Raw genomic sequence first — 14,900 nt, 5'->3', positions numbered from 1 at the left:
CGCCCGGATCAGCCCAGCCGGGCCAGTACCGGACGCAACGCCGCCGCCACGTCGGGCGCGGTCACCGGGCCGCCGCGCGCCGCCTCCCGGCCGGCCAGCCCGTGCAGGTACGCCGCCGCGGCGGCCGCCCGCTCCGGGGCCAGCCCCGCGGCGAGCAGCGAACCGAGCAGCCCGGCCAGTACGTCGCCGGTGCCACCGGTGGCGAGCACCGGGGTGCCGGTCGGGTTCACGTACGCGCGGCCGTCGGGCGTGCCGATGACCGTGCGGTCGCCCTTGAGCAGCACCACCGCGTTCATCCAGGCGGCCAGCCGCAGAGCGGCGGCGACCCGGTCCTCCCCCGGCATCTCGCCGCAGAGCCGGGCGTACTCCCGGTCGTGCGGCGTCACCACGATCGGCGCGTCCCGGCCGCGCAGCCGGTCGGCCAGCTTGCCGTCGACGAGCAGCGTCAGCGCGTCGGCGTCGAGCACCACCGGCACCGGCGCGGCCAGCACCGCGCGCAGCTCGGCGGCGGAGTCCTCGCCGGTGCCGAGCCCGGAGCCGCAGACCCACGCCTGCACCCGGCCCGCGTCGGCGACCCGGCCGGTGGCGATCACCGACGGGTGCTGGTGCAGCACCTCGTCCTTGGCGCTCCCGGCGTACCGGACCAGGCCGGTGGGGCCGGCGAGCGCCCCGGCGACGGAGAGGACCGCGGCGCCGGGGTAGGTGGCCGACCCGGTGGCCACGCCTACTACGCCCCGGGTGTACTTCTCCGACGACGCGCCCAGGGCCGGCCACCAGTCGGCCACGTCCGTCTGCTCGATCACCTGGAGCGCCGGGGTGCCGCGCAGCCACGGCGTCAGACCGATGTCGACCAGCTCGACCTCGCCGGCCAGCTCGGCGGCGGGACCGACGACCAGTGCGGGCTTGAGCGCGCCGAACGCCACGGTCACGTCGGCGCGGACCGCCCGGGGCCGCCCGGCGTCGGTGAGCGGGACGTGGCCGGTGTCGACAGCGACGCCGCTCGGCACGTCGACAGCGACCACCGTGGCGGGCGTGCCGTCGCGCCCGCGCTGCCCGGTCAGGCTCGCGGCCAGCTGCTCGGCGGTCTCGCGCAGCCCTCCGGTGCCGCCGATGCCCACGATGCCGTCGAGCACCAGGTCGACAGTCGCGGGCGGCCGGTCGGCCACGCGCCCACCGGCGGCGCGCAGGGCGGCCAGCCCTTCGGCGTGCGCCCGGCCCGGCGTGAGCAGCAGCGCGGTCACCGCCGCGCCCCGGCGGGCCAGGTGCGCACTCGCGTACAGGGCGTCACCGCCGTTGTCGCCGGACCCGGCGAGCACCAGCACCCGCGCGCCGTAGACCCCGCCCCGGTCGGCGAGCAGCAACGCGCAGCGACGGGCCAGCCCAGCCGCGGCCCGCTGCATCAGCGTGCCGGGCGGCAGGGTGGCCATCAGGCCCGCTTCCGCCGCGCGAACGTCGGCGACCCGCCACACCTTTCTCATGCCACCCCGCTCCGTTCGTCGCGCCCGGCTCAGCTTCCGCCCGCGGCTCCCCCGATCACGGCCTCACCCTACCGGCGGTACGCGCCTCCGACCGGCCGGCGAACCAGCCCTGTGGACAACCCGGCACGTTGTCCACAGGGGTCGGCGGCCACCGTCGGCTGCCGCCTAGCGTCCCGGTGTCCGGAGCCGGCCGGTGGCGCCGGGCGAGGGAGGTCACGTGGTGGAGAGACCGTTCGACGTCGACCCGGAGCTGCTGCGCACGGTGGCGCGTGAGCTGGCCGACGACGCGTACCGGCTGGCTTGCGGGCCGGGCGCCGCGCCGGAGTCGTTGCTGGTGGCGGCACCGGAGGGCTGGCGATCCGGTGCGGCGCTGGCCGACCTGGAGGCGGCGGTGCGGCGCTGGTCCGGCGCGCTCGGCGCCCGGGTGGCCGACACCGCTCAGGCGTTGCGCCGTGGCGCGGACGGCTACGAGGCGGTCGACGAACGCGTCGCGCGCCGCCTCACCGGGGTGCTGCGATGAGCAGCGGTCCGGCCGGCTCCGCCGACGTGCCGGTCGGCTACGCGCAGCTCTGGCGGGCCGATCCGGGTGCCTGGCCGGCCGCCGGAACGGGGTGGCGAGACCTCGCCGGGCCGGTACGGCAGCGCGCCGACGCGCTCACCGCCCGGATCGGCGCGTTGCGGCCCGGATGGTCGGGCGCGGCCTCGGCGGCGGCGCAGCGGCGGATCGGGGACCTGCGGACCGACCTCACCGACGTGCTCCCCGCCCTGCTCGAGGTCGACCAGGTGCTCGCCGAGTTCGGTACCCGGCTGGGCGCGGCCAAGGCCCGGCTCGGCGCCGAGGTGGCCCGCGCCGAGTCCGGCGGCCTGCTCGTCGGCCGCACCGGAGCGGTCCGGCCCGACCCGGCACGGCCGATCGCGCAGGCCGGACCGGCGGTCGTGCACGCGCGGGCCGGGATCCGGGGCGCGCTGACGCTCGCCGGCGCCGCCGACCGGGAGGCGGCGGGCCGGCTGTCGGAACTGGCCACCGCTGCGGTACGCGGCTGGGTGAGCGTGCCGCCCGCGTACCGGCCCGGGCCCGGCGCCGGGCCGGCCGAGGTGAGCCGCTGGTGGGCCGGCCTGAGCGCGGCCGAGCGGCGCTGGCTGGTGGGGCGGGAACCGGAGCGGATCGGTCGCCTCGACGGGCTTCCGGCCGCCGCCCGGGACCAGGCGAACCGGCTGCTGCTCGGTGATCGGCGGGAGCGGTTGCTCGTCCGGCGGCTCGCGCTGCTGCCCCCGCTTCCGGCCGGGCCGTTGGAGGCGTCCCGCCGGGTCCGGCTCGCCGCTGTCGAGGCGGCGCTGCGCGGGCTGGACGGGCTCACCGAGCGGCTGGCCGCGGGCGGGACGCCCCGGGCGTACCTGCTGGGGCTCGATCCGGCCGGGGACGGCCGGGCGGTGGTGGCGCTCGGCAACCCGGACCGCGCCGCCTCCGTGCTCACCTACGTCCCGGGTATGACCTCGGATCTCGCCGACGCACCGGCCGAGCTGGGCCGGGCGGCCCGGGTGTTGCAGCGGTGCACGGCGCTCGGGCCGGGCGAGGAGGCGGCGGCGGTGCTCTGGCTGGACTACGACGCGCCGGACTTCCTCACCGAGGCAGCCGGCACCCGGCAGGCCGAGGAGGCCGGCCCGGCGCTGCACCGGTTCCAGGACGGGCTGCGGGCCGCGCACGAGGGTCCACCGTCGCGGCAGACGGTGCTCGGGCACAGCTACGGCTCGCTCGTGGTCGGCGCCGCCGCCCGCGACCACGGATTGAGCGCGGACGCGCTGGTCTTCGTCGGCTCACCGGGAGTCGGGGTGGATCACGCCGCCGACCTGCGGATGCCGGCCGGCCAGGTCTGGTCGTCGACCGCGCCGGACGACGTGATCCGGCTGGCCCGCCCACCAGACGACCTGGCCCGCCGTGCGCTGCTCGCGGGTACGCCGCTGGGTCCGGCACTCACCGCGCTCGACCCGCACGGCGAGCGGCTCTGGTTCGGCGCCGACCCGAGCGCGCCGGGCTTCGGCGGGCGGCGCTTCCCGAGCGCTCCGCACGGCCACACCGGCTACTGGGATCCGGACAACCCGGCGCTGGACGGCATGGCCCGGATCGTGCTGGGCCGGTGAGCAGGCCGGAGACGGCACGGTCCCGCCACCCGTCGTGCGGGTGGAGGGACCGTGGACGAGGTCGGCTACTCGACGGTGACCGACTTGGCCAGGTTCCGGGGCTGGTCGACGTCGTGCCCACGCGCGGCGGCGATCTCGGCGGCCAGCACCTGCAACGGCACCGTGGTCACCAGCGGCGCCAGCAGCGTCGGCGTACGCGGCACGTAGATCAGGTGGTCGGCGTAGCGGACCACTGCCTGGTCGCCCTCCTCGGCGATCACGATCGTGCGGGCGCCGCGGGCGCGTACCTCCTGGATGTTGGAGACGACCTTGTCGTGCAGCATGCCCCGGCCGACCGGCGACGGCACGATGCAGATCACCGGCGTGCCCTGGTCGATCAGCGAAATCGGGCCGTGCTTCAGCTCGCCGGCGGCGAAGCCCTCGGCGTGCATGTACGCCAGTTCCTTGAGCTTCAGCGCGCCCTCCAGCGCCACCGGGTAGCCCACGTGCCGGCCGATGAACAGCACCGTCGGCTCGGACTTCAACTCGCGCCCCAGCTCGCGCACCGGCTCGATCCGGTCCAGCAGCTCCCGCAGCTTGCCCGGCATCTCCTGGAGCTGGGCCACCACCGCGCCCACCTCGTCGGCGAACTTGATGCCGCGCACCTGGGCCAGGTGCAGGCCGATCAGGTAGCACGCGACGACCTGGGTGAGGAACGCCTTGGTGGAGGCGACAGCGATCTCCGGGCCGCCGTGGGTGTAGAGCACGGCGTCGGACTCACGCGGGATGGTCGAGCCGTTGGTGTTGCAGATGGCCAGCACGCGGGCCTTCTGCTCCTTGGCGTGGCGCAGTGCCATCAGCGTGTCCATGGTCTCGCCGGACTGCGAGATCACCACGATCAGCGTGGAGCGGTCCAGCACCGGGTCGCGGTAGCGGAACTCGCTGGCCAGCTCCACCTCGCAGGGGATGCGGGTCCAGTGCTCGATGGCGTACTTGGCGACCAGGCCGGCGTGGTAGGAGGTGCCGCAGGCGACGATGAAGATCTTGTCGACGTCGCGCAGGTCCTGCTCGCTGAGGCGGACCTCGTCGAGGGCGATCTCGCCGGTCTCGGTGAGCCGGCCCAGCAGCGTGTCGGCGATGGCCTGCGGCTGCTCCTCGATCTCCTTGAGCATGAACCAGTCGTAGCCGCCCTTCTCGGCGGCCGACGAGTCCCAGTCGATGTGGAAGTCCGTGCCGCTCGCCGGCTGACCGTGGAAGTCGGTGATGTCGATGCTGTCCGGGGTGATCAGGACGATCTGGTCCTGGCCCAGCTCGACCGCGTCCCGGGTGTGCTCGATGAACGCGGCGACGTCGCTGGCCAGGTAGTTCTCGCCGTCGCCCCGGCCGACCACAAGCGGCGAGTTGCGCCGGGCGCCGACCACCGCGCCGGGGATGCCGGCGTCGACGGCGAGCAGTGTGAACGCGCCCTCCAGGCGCCCGCAGACCACGCGCATGGCGGCGGCGAGGAGCGCCGGGCTGTCGGTCTCACCGGCCGAGCGCAGGTCGGCCAGCGCGCGGGCGATCAGGTGCGCGGCGCACTCGGTGTCGGTGTCGCTGGCGAACTCGACACCCTCGTCCTCCAGCTCGGCGCGGAGCTTCGCGAAGTTCTCGATGATGCCGTTGTGGATCACCGCGACACGGCCGTCCGGGGAGAGGTGCGGGTGGGCGTTGCGGTCCGTCGGGCCGCCGTGCGTGGCCCACCGGGTGTGGCCGATGCCGGTGGTGCCGTCGCCGATGCCGATCGGGCTGGCCGCGCAGTCCTCGGGGTTGTCCGCCGCGCGCTCGGAGAGAACCTTCTCCAGGTTCGCGAGCTTGCCGGCCTTCTTCTCGGTCAGCAGCTCGTCCTCGCAGACAACGGCGACACCGGCCGAGTCGTAGCCGCGGTATTCGAGACGCCGCAGTCCGTCAAGCACGATGCCGAGCGCCGGGCGCGCACCGGCGTAACCCACGATTCCACACATGGTCCGCAGCCTAACCGAGTTTCGCTCATCGTGCGTGCTCGGAAGTCCGGTTAACGATCACTGAATTTGAGCGAACCGAGCGTCGGGGATGTCATTACCGGACATAGCACCATCCAGGCCGTTCCACCCGTCCCTACCGGTTCGGGACGCGGGACGCGGAGCACCGGCCGGTACCGCACGGCTGGCCGTCACCGCCTACATTGAGGCCGGGCGCCGTCCCCAGGGCCCACCGTTCCGCGGTCGTCCGCGCCGTACCCCTGTGAGCTGAGCCCATGTCCGAGACGACCCCCGCCCCCGAGCCGGTCTCCGGACCGGCCGACCCGACCGCCGCGCCGGCCACGCCGCAGCCCTCCACCTGGACGCCGCCGGACCCGCTGGCCGCCCCGCAGCCGTGGACACCGCCCGAGCCCTGGTCGCCGCCGCCGGCTCCGAGCCCGTGGGCGGCCCCCGGCCCGGAGAGCGCGTCCGCCGGGACCGGTCCGGCCACGCCACCGGGCGGTGCGGAACCGCCGGTGGGCGAACCTGGCTGGGCCGCTCCGGCCGACCCGGCCGCCGCGCCACGCCCGGCGGTCCCACCCGCCTCCGCCGCCCCGTACGTCCCCGGTACGCCCGGGTGGCCGTCCCCGTCCGGCGTCCCGGACGTCGCGGCACAGCCGGCCTACCCGCCCGGCCCCTATCCACCAGGGCCCTACAAGACCGGCCCCTACCCGCCCGGGCCCTACCCGCCGCCGTACGCGTATCCGGGCATGCCGCCGCGCCGCAGCGGCGGCGGCTGGGTGGCCGGCCTGGTCATCGGCATCGTCACCGTCCTCGCGCTCATCGTCTGCGGCTGCGTCGGGCTGTCCTTCCTCGGCCGGGCCGTAAGCGAGGGGACGGCCTCCGGCGAGCGGTACGACGGCCCGGTGTACGGCGAGCCCGACGGGTGGGCCGACGAGCCCACCCGTGCCCCGGCCAGGCCGGTCACCACCCCGTCCGGCGGGCCCGGCAGGTTCACCGTGCTGTACGAGGTGACCGCCACCAACGGTGAGGCGGAGGTGCAGTTCTACGACGCGGACGCGAACTTCCACCAGCCCGGCGCCGTGGACACCCCCTGGCGGCTGCGCTTCACGGCGAACGACCGCGAGCGGGTGCAGATCATCGCCAGCCCGGTCGAGTCCGGCGACGTGACCTGCCGGATCACCGTCAACGGCAAGGTCGTCTCCACGGACTCCGGCGAGTACGGCGCGACCTGCTTCGGCTGGTGAGCAGTCGGCGGTGGGCCGTAGGCTGGCCGCCGTGACGACGACCGATCCCCTGGTGGCCCGGATGCGGCCGTTCGGCACCACCGTCTTCGCCGAGATGTCCGCGCTCGCAGTGCGCACCGGCGCGGTCAACCTCGGGCAGGGCTTCCCGGACACCGACGGCCCGCCGGAGATGCTCGCCGCCGCGGCCGAGGCGCTGCGCACCGGGCACAACCAGTACCCGCCCGGCCCGGGGATCCCCGCGCTGCGGGCCGCCGTCGCCGAGCACCAGCGCCGGTTCTGGGGCCTGGAGTACGACCCGGACGGCGAGATCGTCGTGACGGCCGGCGCCACCGAGGCGGTCGCGGCGAGCATCCTCGCGCTCTGCGAGCCGGGCGACGAGGTGATCTGTTTCGAGCCGTACTACGACTCGTACGCCGCCTCGATCGCGCTCGCCGGTGCGGTCCGCCGCCCGGTGACGCTGCGGCCCGGCGCCGACGGCCGGTACGCGTTCGACCCGGACGAGCTGCGTGCCGCGTTCGGGCCGCGTACCCGGATGGTGCTGCTGAACTCGCCGCACAACCCGACCGGCAAGGTCTTCACCGCCGGCGAGCTGACAGTGGTCGCCGAGCTGTGCCGGGAACACGACGTGTACGCGGTCACCGACGAGGTCTACGAGCACCTGGTGTTCACCGACGCCGCCGCGCCGCACGTACCGCTGGCCACGCTGCCGGGCATGCGGGAGCGGACGCTGCGCATCTCGTCGGCCGGGAAGACGTTCTCCTGCACCGGCTGGAAGGTCGGCTGGGCGAGCGGGCCCGCGCCGCTGGTGGCCGCCGTGCTGCGGGTGAAGCAGTTCCTGACGTTCGTCAACGCCGGGCCGCTGCAACCGGCGGTGGCGGTGGCGCTCGGGCTGCCGGACGCGTACTTCACCGGTTTCCGGGACGACATGCAGCGCCGGCGGGACCAGCTCGCCGCCGGGCTCGCCGACGCCGGGTTCGGCGTGCTCGCACCGGAGGGCACCTACTTCGTCACCGCCGACGTCACGCCGCTCGGCGGCCGGGACGGGGTGGAGTTCTGCCGGGCGCTGCCGGAGCGATGCGGCGTGGTGGCGGTGCCCACGCAGGTGTTCTACGACGACGTGGAGGCCGGCCGCCGGCTGGTCCGGTTCGCGTTCTGCAAGCGACCCGAGGTGCTGGCCGAGGCGGTGACCCGGCTGCGCCGGCTCCGGGAGGACGGATGAGCGAACGCACCGAGCGCAGCGAGGGCCGTGAGCGCATGCCCAGCCGGCACCGCATGCGCGAACGCACCGAGCGCAGCGAGGGCCGTGAGCGCATGCCCAGCCGGCACCGCATGAGCGAACGCACCGAGCGCAGCGAGGGCCGTGAGCGCATGCCCAGCCGGCACCGCATGAGCGACGGGCAAGCCGAGCGGCAGCGCCGGTTCGCCGCCCAGCGCGGCTGCGACACGATGCTGTCCGGCGTACGCCCGGCCTCCGTGCCGGAGCAGCTCGCCGCGCTCGGCGCGGCGGCCGGGGACGACCTGCCCGACCTGTACGGCGAGGGCGGACCGGTCGCGGAGCTGGAGCTGCGGGTCGCCGAGCTGCTCGGCGCGGAGGCCGCCGCGTTCTTCCCGTCGGGCACGATGGCGCAGCAGGTGGCGATGCGGCACGGGGCGGAGCTGACCGGCCGGGCCGGCGTCGGCCTGCACCCGCTCAGCCACCCGCTGACCCACGAGCGGGACGCGTACGCGCTGCTCACCGGCGTACGCGCGGTGCGCACCACGAGCGCGCCGCGCAACCCGACGGCCGACGAGGTGGCGGCGCTCGACGAGCCGATCGGCACACTGTTCCTGGAGTTGCCGCTGCGCGACGCCGGGTTCGTGCTGCCGACCTGGGACGAGCTGGTCGCCGTCGTCGCGGCGGCACGGGCCCGCGGCGCCCGGGTGCACTTCGACGGGGCCCGGCTCTGGGAGTCCACAGTCCACCTCGGCTACTCGCCGGCCGAGATCGCGGCGCTGGCCGACAGCACGTACGTCTCGTTCTACAAGTCGCTGGGCGGCATCTCCGGGGCGGCGCTGGCCGGCGACGCGGAGCTGATCCGGTACGCCCGTGCCTGGCGGCACCGCTACGGCGGCACGCTGTTCCAGCAGTGGCCGGCGGCGCTCGCCGCGCTCGCCGGGCTGACCCGGGAGCTGCCCCTCCTCCCCGGGTACGTGGCGCACGCGAAGGTGGTCGCCGAGGCGCTGGCCGCCCTGCCCGGCGCCCGGGTCCACCCGGCGCCACCGCACACCCACCAGTTCCGGTTCTGGCTGCCGTATCCGGCGGCGGTGCTGGACGCGGCGAACCTGGCGCTGGCCGAGGAGGAACGCGCGTGGTTCGTCGGCGGCTGGCGGGACACCGAGGTGCCCGGGCTGGCGTTGGCCGAGGTGACGGTGGCCGGGCCGGCCCAGGAGCTGGACAACGACGCGGTGGCCGACCTGGCCGCCCGCTTCCTGCGCCGGGTCCAGGCAGGCTGACCGCCGGTCCGCGCGAGCTGACCCGCCGGTCCGGGCGAACTGACCGGCGGGTGGCGGGAGCAGGCGGCCCCGGGTCGGTCAGGCGACCGGGCTGGCGGTGCGGACCTGCTCGGCGATGCGCTCGGCGACCTCGCGCGCGGTGTCCTCGGTGGCCGCCTCGACCATGACCCGCACCAGCGGCTCGGTGCCGGAGGGGCGCAGCAGCACCCGGCCGGTCTCGCCCAGCTCCGCCTCGGCGCGCTCGACCTCGGCCCGGACGGCGGGTGCGGCGGCGCCGACGGTACGGTCGCCGACCGGCACGTTGATCAACACCTGGGGCAGCTTGGTGACCACGGCGGCCAGCTCGGCCAGCGAGGTGCCGGTCGCGGCCATCCGCGCCATCAGGTGCAGGCCGGTCAGCACGCCGTCGCCGGTGGTCGCGTACGCGGGCAGCACGATGTGCCCGCTCTGCTCGCCACCGAGCGCCAGGCCGGAGGCGCGCAGCTCCTCCAGCACGTACCGGTCGCCGACCTTGGTCTCGACCAGCCGGATGCCGTGCTCGGACATGGCCAGGCGGAGACCGAGGTTGCTCATCACGGTGGCGACCAGGGTGTCCTGGGTCAGCTCGCCGGCGTCCCGCATGGCCAGTGCGAGGATCGCCATGACCTGGTCGCCGTCGACCTCGTCGCCGTCGGCGGTGACCGCGACGCAGCGGTCGGCGTCGCCGTCGTGGGCGATGCCGAGGTGCGCGCCGTGCTCGACCACGGCGGCGCGCAGCGCGTCGATGTGGTTGGACCCGCACTCGTCGTTGATGTTGAGCCCGTCCGGCTCGGCGTGGATGGCGATCACCTCGGCGCCGGCCTCCCGGTAGGCGACCGGGGCGACGTCGGCCGCCGCGCCGTTGGCGCAGTCGACCACGACCTTGATCCCGTCGAGGCGGTGCGGCACGGTGCCGACCAGGTGCTGCACGTAGTGGTCGGCGCCGTCGAGCAGGTCGTTGACCCGACCCACGCCGGCGCCGATCGGGCGCTTCCAGGCGGTGGTGGCGTTCGCCTTCACCGCCTCCTCGATCCGCATCTCGATCTCGTCGGGCAGCTTGTGCCCGCCGGCGGCGAACAGCTTGATGCCGTTGTCCGGCATCGGGTTGTGCGAGGCGGAGAGCATCACGCCCAGGTCGGCCTTGATCTCGGCGGTGAGGAACGCCACCGCCGGGGTGGGCAGCACGCCGACCCGGACCACGTTGGCGCCGGCGCTGGTAAGCCCGGCGACCACCGCCGCCTCCAGCATCTCGCCGCTGGCCCGGGTGTCCCGGCCGACCACCGCGAGCGGCGGATGGCTCTTGTCGGTCTCGGCCAGCGTGTGGGCCGCGGCCACCGCGACCGCCAGCGCCAACTCCGGGGTGAGATCCGCGTTCGCCCGCCCGCGTACGCCGTCCGTGCCGAACAACCGGCCCATACCCGCCAACCTCCGTGGAACTGCCGATGAGAGGAGAGAAACGCGGAACGGCCGGTCCGCCTCCCGGAAGGGGAGGCGAACCGGCCGTCCGTCAGAAGTACAAGACGCTTGTGGTGATCAGCGCTTCGAGTACTGGGGAGCCTTGCGGGCCTTCTTGAGGCCGTACTTCTTGCTCTCCTTGACCCGGGCGTCACGGGTCAGGAAGCCGGCCTTCTTCAGGGCCGGGCGGTCGTCGGGCTCGCTGACGATCAGCGCCCGGGCGATGGCGAGCCGCAGCGCGCCGGCCTGGCCGGTGGTGCCGCCGCCACGCAGGTTGGCGATCACGTCGAACGCCTCGGGCTTCTCGGCGGTGACCAGCGGGTCCTTGATGAGCTGCTGGTGCACCTTGCTCGGGAAGTAGGCCTCGAGGTCGCGGCCGTTGCAGGTGATCTTGCCGGTGCCCGGAACGATCCGAACCCGGACGATGGCTTCCTTGCGCCGACCCACGGTCTGGATCGGGCGGTCACCACGGGGCGCGCGCGCGACGGGCGCCGGCGCCTCGGTGGCCTCGGGGGCGACCTCGGTGGCGGTGATGTCGGTCATGCTGCTTCCTTCGCCCGCGCTCACTGCGCGATCTGCTTGATCTCGAACGGCACCGGCTGCTGCGCGGTGTGCGGGTGCTCGGCACCGGCGTAGACCTTCAGCTTCTTGAGAAGCTGACGGCCCAGCTTGTTGTGCGGGAGCATGCCCTTCACGGCCAGCTCGATGGCCCGCTCGGGCCGCTTGGTCAGCAGCTCGTCGTAGCCGACCCGCTTCAGACCACCCGGGTAACCGGAGTGGCGGTAAGCGACCTTGGTCTGGCGCTTGTTGCCGGTCAGCGCGACCTTGCCCGCGTTCACGATGACGACGAAGTCGCCCGTGTCGACGTGCGGCGCGAAAGTCGGCTTGTGCTTGCCACGCAGGAGCGTGGCGGCGTGGGTCGCCAGGCGGCCCAGCACGACATCAGAGGCGTCGATGACGTGCCACTGACGCTCGATCTCACCCGGCTTCGGGCTGTACGTACGCACAGGTCTACCTTGTCTCGTCGTCGGTCTGGGGTCGCGCGCCGAGGTGACCAGGAGTTCCCAGCCGGACCAGCGCGCACGAACGACCAAGCGTACCTGATGCGGCACGCCTAAGAATGTCGTACAACAGCAGGCAACGATACCCGGCCGCCCTGCGGCAGGTCAAAACGGGGTCACGCCGCGCGTGGCCTGCGCGTTCGTCATGGCACAGGTCACACGCCGACCAGCGTACGCGGCCCGGGACGCAGGTAGACCACCCAGGTCACCAGGAAACAGAGCGCGTACCAGCCGATGAAGGCCAGGTAGGCCGCGTCGGCCGTGCCAGAGGCCAGGAACGACTGCCGGAACGCCACGTTCACCAGCACCCCGCCCGAGGCGCCGACCGCCCCGGCGATGCCGATCACCGCGCCGGACAGGCGCCGGGCCCGCCGCTGCGCCGCCTCCGGGTCGCCGGTCAGCTCACTCTCCGCGACGGCCCGGGCCCGGAAGATCGCCGGGATCATCTTGTACGTCGAGCCGTTGCCGATCCCGGAGAAGACGAACAGCGCCAGGAACCCGGCCAGGTAGAGCGGGAAGGACCGCTCCCGGGCCGCGTACAGCACCAGCCCGGCCCCGGCGGCCATCGCCACGAAGTTCCAGAACGTCACCCGGGCCCCGCCCAGCCGGTCGGCGAGCTGACCGCCGACGGGCCGGATCAACGAGCCGATCAGCGGGCCGAGAAAGGTCAGCCAGGCCGCGTCGACGGGCGTCGGGAACCGGTCGTGGAACTGGAGCTGGAGCACCTGACCGAAGGCGAAGCCGAAGCCGATGAACGAGCCGAACGTGCCCACGTAGAGCAGCGACATCACCCAGGTGTGCGGGTCGCGGGCCGCCGCGCGCAGCGCGCCGGGCTCGTTGCGCGCCCCCGGCACGTTGTCCAGCCACCGCGCCGCGGCCAGCGCGGCCAGCACGATCAGCGGCAGGTAGACCGCCGGCACCAACCGGGGGTACGCGGCACCGGCGGTCGCGAGCACCGCCAGCCCCACCAGTTGCACGGCCGGTACGCCCAGGTTGCCGCCGCCGGCGTTGAGCCCCAGCGCCCGGCCCTTGAGCCGCTCCGGGAAGAACAGGTTGATGTTCGCCATCGACGAGGCGAAGTTGCCGCCGCCGACGCCGGACAGGCAGGCCAGCACCATCAGCGTGGCGTACGACACCCCGGGCTCGATCAGCACCGCCATCGGCACCGCCGGCACCAGCAGCAGCAACGCGCTCACGATGGTCCAGTTCCGGCCGCCGAACCGGGCCACCGCCAGCGTGTACGGCAGCCGCAGCACCGCGCCCAGCGCCGCCGGCACGGCGGTGAGCAGGAACTTCCCGGCCGGGTCGATGCCGTACTCGGGGCCCAGGAACAGCACCGTCACCGACCAGAGGCTCCACACGGAGAAGCCGACGTGCTCGGCGAAGATCGAGACGTACAGGTTGCGCCGGGCGATCCGGGCGCCGCCGGCGGCCCAGAACGCCGGATCCTCCGGCCGCCATTCGGTGAGCCGTCCGGCCGTGCCGGCAGGCGGCGTCGTGGGTGCGGAAACGAGCGTGCTCACGGGCCACTCCTCCTCGTCGATGACGAGGCGACGCTGTCAGCCCGTGGTTTCCCGGGCGTGCCCCGCACGCGTCGGCACGGCAACGGAGATCGCACGTCCGCCGGACGGCGTCGGTGAGGCGGTCACAGCTCCTGGAGGATCCGCAGTGCCCGGCCGACCCGCTGCATGGTCTCGGTGTCCGCCACGTCCACGCACTCGGCGAACCACTTCTTCATCGGTGAGGAGATCCGGTCGGGCATCACCACGTACGGGCCCATCGGCACGGCGAGCGGCGAGTCGCGTAGCAGCGACTCCTCGACCACCTCGGCCACGATCACGATGGGTACCGCGGTGGCGTTGTAGACGTCGGAGCTGATCACCAGGCCGAACCGTTCCCGGGCGCCGGAGATGCGCCAGACCTCGCCCCTACGCAGCACGCGGACGCCCGCCGAACAGGGCGTCGTCGACGAGCGCGGCCTCCTGGGCGTCGGCCAGGGCGGCGGATTCCAGGTCGAGGCCGGCCCGGCCGACCGCGTCGGCGTGCGCGGTGAAGACCTCGCGCAGCGCCTTCTCCCGGGCGGCCTGGTCCATCCAGGCGGAGAGGGAGAGCCCTTCCCGCTTGGCGAACCGGCGCGCCTCCTCGATGGTCTCGTCGGAGAACGACAGCGTCACCTTGGCGGTCATGTCGGGAAGACTACCCAGCGGTATGACCGGTAGTCATCCTCGTCGCCACCGATCGGGGAAACGGACAGCGGCTCAGGGACGCCGCCCGCCGAAGACCGCGAACCGCCATTCCTTGAAGAAGCAGTCCACGTCCACCAGGCCCGCCTCGGTCAGCCACCGGCACTGGTCGGCCACCGTGGCGGGCCGGTCGTGCCGCATCCGCTCCCGGGCGCCGGCGATCTCCTCGGCGCCGGAACCCAGCTCGGTGATCCGCGCGGTCCACACCTCGTCGTAGCGGCGGTCCAGCGCCGGGGTCGGCCCGGCGACCTGCTCGGCGTTGACGAACACCCCGCCGGGCGCCAGCGCGTCGGCGGCCCGCCGGTACAGCGCCCGTTTGCCCTCGTCGTCGAGGTGGTGGATGGCCAGCGCGGACACCACCGCGTCGTACCGGCCGGCCGGCAGCGGGTCGGCGAGGTCGGCGTGGACGGTGCGGTGCGGCACGCCACGCTCCCGCAGGTGTCCGGCGGCCACCGCGAGCATGCCGGGGGCGCCGTCCACCAGTGTCAGGCGCACGCCCGGGACGGCCGCGGTCAGCAGGAGCGACAGCAGGCCGGTGCCGGCGCCCAGATCCAGCACCTCGGGGGTACGCCCGGCGGCGAGCGCGGCGCGCAGCGGCGGTGCGGCCACCTCGACAGCGGTGCCGTAGAAGGCGTCGAAGCAGGGCACCAGGCGGCGTCGGGCCTGGTCGTAGGTGCCGGCCACCGCGTCGAACGCGTCCGTCACGCTCATTCTGCCTCCCGTTATATGAGATTTCTGTCCCACATTCTAAGCCCTGCGGAACGTCTCGTCACGCGCGTGCGGTGTGAAG

General features: G+C 74.3%; 14 protein-coding genes. 5 read left to right on the top strand and 9 right to left on the bottom strand.

Translation table 11 applies throughout. The features are described from left to right. Window positions 1-8: 8 nt before the first annotated feature. Window positions 9-1,478, bottom strand: a complete 1,470-nt coding sequence (locus tag O7607_RS16255; protein WP_269704044.1) for an NAD(P)H-hydrate dehydratase — start codon at window positions 1,476-1,478, stop codon at window positions 9-11. A gap of 217 nt (window positions 1,479-1,695) precedes the next feature. On the opposite strand from O7607_RS16255, the gene O7607_RS16250 reads away from it, so the two are divergent. After that, window positions 1,696-1,998 (top strand): type VII secretion target, encoded by a 303-nt coding sequence (locus tag O7607_RS16250; RefSeq protein ID WP_269704043.1) that lies wholly within the window; start codon window positions 1,696-1,698, stop codon window positions 1,996-1,998. Continuing rightward, window positions 1,995-3,617 carry an alpha/beta hydrolase gene (locus O7607_RS16245; RefSeq protein ID WP_269704042.1) on the top strand — a complete coding sequence of 541 codons (1,623 nt, stop codon included), beginning with the start codon at window positions 1,995-1,997 and terminating at the stop codon, window positions 3,615-3,617. The genes O7607_RS16250 and O7607_RS16245 overlap by 4 nt, the downstream gene beginning before the upstream one ends. A 65-nt stretch (window positions 3,618-3,682) precedes the next feature. On the opposite strand, the gene glmS is transcribed toward O7607_RS16245, so the two are convergent. Next, a complete protein-coding gene (gene glmS / locus O7607_RS16240) occupies window positions 3,683-5,596 on the bottom strand; it encodes a glutamine--fructose-6-phosphate transaminase (isomerizing) (RefSeq protein ID WP_269704041.1) in 1,914 nt (637 codons plus the stop codon). Between the two features lie 272 nt (window positions 5,597-5,868). Between glmS and O7607_RS16235 the strand changes: the two genes are divergently transcribed. Genes O7607_RS16235 through O7607_RS16225 form a run of 3 tightly spaced genes read left to right on the top strand, consistent with a single transcriptional unit; the run spans window position 5,869 to window position 9,333 of the window. Further along, complete coding sequence (locus O7607_RS16235; protein WP_269704040.1) at window positions 5,869-6,840, top strand: MmpS family transport accessory protein; 972 nt, start codon at window positions 5,869-5,871, stop codon at window positions 6,838-6,840. A 31-nt stretch (window positions 6,841-6,871) separates the two neighbouring features. Beyond that, window positions 6,872-8,059, top strand: coding sequence for a pyridoxal phosphate-dependent aminotransferase (locus tag O7607_RS16230; RefSeq protein WP_269704039.1), 1,188 nt, complete (start codon window positions 6,872-6,874; stop codon window positions 8,057-8,059). Further along, window positions 8,056-9,333 (top strand): threonine aldolase family protein, encoded by a 1,278-nt coding sequence (locus O7607_RS16225; RefSeq protein WP_269704038.1) that lies wholly within the window; start codon window positions 8,056-8,058, stop codon window positions 9,331-9,333. The genes O7607_RS16230 and O7607_RS16225 overlap by 4 nt, the downstream gene beginning before the upstream one ends. Before the next feature lie 78 nt (window positions 9,334-9,411). On the opposite strand, the gene glmM is transcribed toward O7607_RS16225, so the two are convergent. From glmM to O7607_RS16190, 7 genes are all read right to left on the bottom strand, one after another. Next, window positions 9,412-10,767: a phosphoglucosamine mutase gene (gene glmM, locus O7607_RS16220; RefSeq protein ID WP_073828911.1), complete on the bottom strand. Its 1,356-nt coding sequence runs from the start codon at window positions 10,765-10,767 to the stop codon at window positions 9,412-9,414. Between the two features lie 117 nt (window positions 10,768-10,884). After that, window positions 10,885-11,349 (bottom strand): 30S ribosomal protein S9, encoded by a 465-nt coding sequence (gene rpsI, locus O7607_RS16215; protein ID WP_018784602.1) that lies wholly within the window; start codon window positions 11,347-11,349, stop codon window positions 10,885-10,887. 20 nt (window positions 11,350-11,369) lie between these two features. Continuing rightward, window positions 11,370-11,813 (bottom strand): 50S ribosomal protein L13, encoded by a 444-nt coding sequence (rplM, locus tag O7607_RS16210; RefSeq protein WP_013288574.1) that lies wholly within the window; start codon window positions 11,811-11,813, stop codon window positions 11,370-11,372. 209 nt (window positions 11,814-12,022) lie between these two features. Beyond that, a complete protein-coding gene (locus tag O7607_RS16205; RefSeq protein WP_269704037.1) occupies window positions 12,023-13,390 on the bottom strand; it encodes an MFS transporter in 1,368 nt (455 codons plus the stop codon). 122 nt (window positions 13,391-13,512) lie between these two features. Beyond that, entirely contained in the window at window positions 13,513-13,806 is a 294-nt protein-coding gene (locus O7607_RS16200; protein ID WP_187693959.1) for a type II toxin-antitoxin system PemK/MazF family toxin, read from the bottom strand. Then, window positions 13,796-14,053: a DUF6364 family protein gene (locus O7607_RS16195; RefSeq protein ID WP_181726592.1), complete on the bottom strand. Its 258-nt coding sequence runs from the start codon at window positions 14,051-14,053 to the stop codon at window positions 13,796-13,798. Before O7607_RS16195 ends, O7607_RS16200 begins: the two co-directional genes overlap by 11 nt. A gap of 72 nt (window positions 14,054-14,125) precedes the next feature. After that, window positions 14,126-14,821: a class I SAM-dependent methyltransferase gene (locus tag O7607_RS16190; RefSeq protein WP_269704036.1), complete on the bottom strand. Its 696-nt coding sequence runs from the start codon at window positions 14,819-14,821 to the stop codon at window positions 14,126-14,128. Between the last annotated feature and the right edge of the window lie 79 nt (window positions 14,822-14,900).

Source organism: Micromonospora sp. WMMA1949 (genome assembly GCF_027460145.1).
Lineage (GTDB): Bacteria > Actinomycetota > Actinomycetes > Mycobacteriales > Micromonosporaceae > Micromonospora.
This window is presented reverse-complemented; position numbering and strand designations above follow the sequence as displayed.

Excerpts from the sequence above, each read along its gene's own strand:
- O7607_RS16255 (WP_269704044.1), bottom strand. The coding sequence starts at position 1,478 with ATGAGAAAGGTGTGGCGGGTCGCCGACGTTCGCGCGGCGGAAGCGGGC.
- O7607_RS16245 (WP_269704042.1), top strand. The coding sequence starts at position 1,995 with ATGAGCAGCGGTCCGGCCGGCTCCGCCGACGTGCCGGTCGGCTACGCG.
- glmS (WP_269704041.1), bottom strand. The coding sequence starts at position 5,596 with ATGTGTGGAATCGTGGGTTACGCCGGTGCGCGCCCGGCGCTCGGCATC.
- O7607_RS16235 (WP_269704040.1), top strand. The coding sequence starts at position 5,869 with ATGTCCGAGACGACCCCCGCCCCCGAGCCGGTCTCCGGACCGGCCGAC.
- O7607_RS16225 (WP_269704038.1), top strand. The coding sequence starts at position 8,056 with ATGAGCGAACGCACCGAGCGCAGCGAGGGCCGTGAGCGCATGCCCAGC.
- glmM (WP_073828911.1), bottom strand. The coding sequence starts at position 10,767 with ATGGGCCGGTTGTTCGGCACGGACGGCGTACGCGGGCGGGCGAACGCG.
- rpsI (WP_018784602.1), bottom strand. The coding sequence starts at position 11,349 with ATGACCGACATCACCGCCACCGAGGTCGCCCCCGAGGCCACCGAGGCG.
- O7607_RS16195 (WP_181726592.1), bottom strand. The coding sequence starts at position 14,053 with ATGACCGCCAAGGTGACGCTGTCGTTCTCCGACGAGACCATCGAGGAG.
- O7607_RS16190 (WP_269704036.1), bottom strand. The coding sequence starts at position 14,821 with ATGAGCGTGACGGACGCGTTCGACGCGGTGGCCGGCACCTACGACCAG.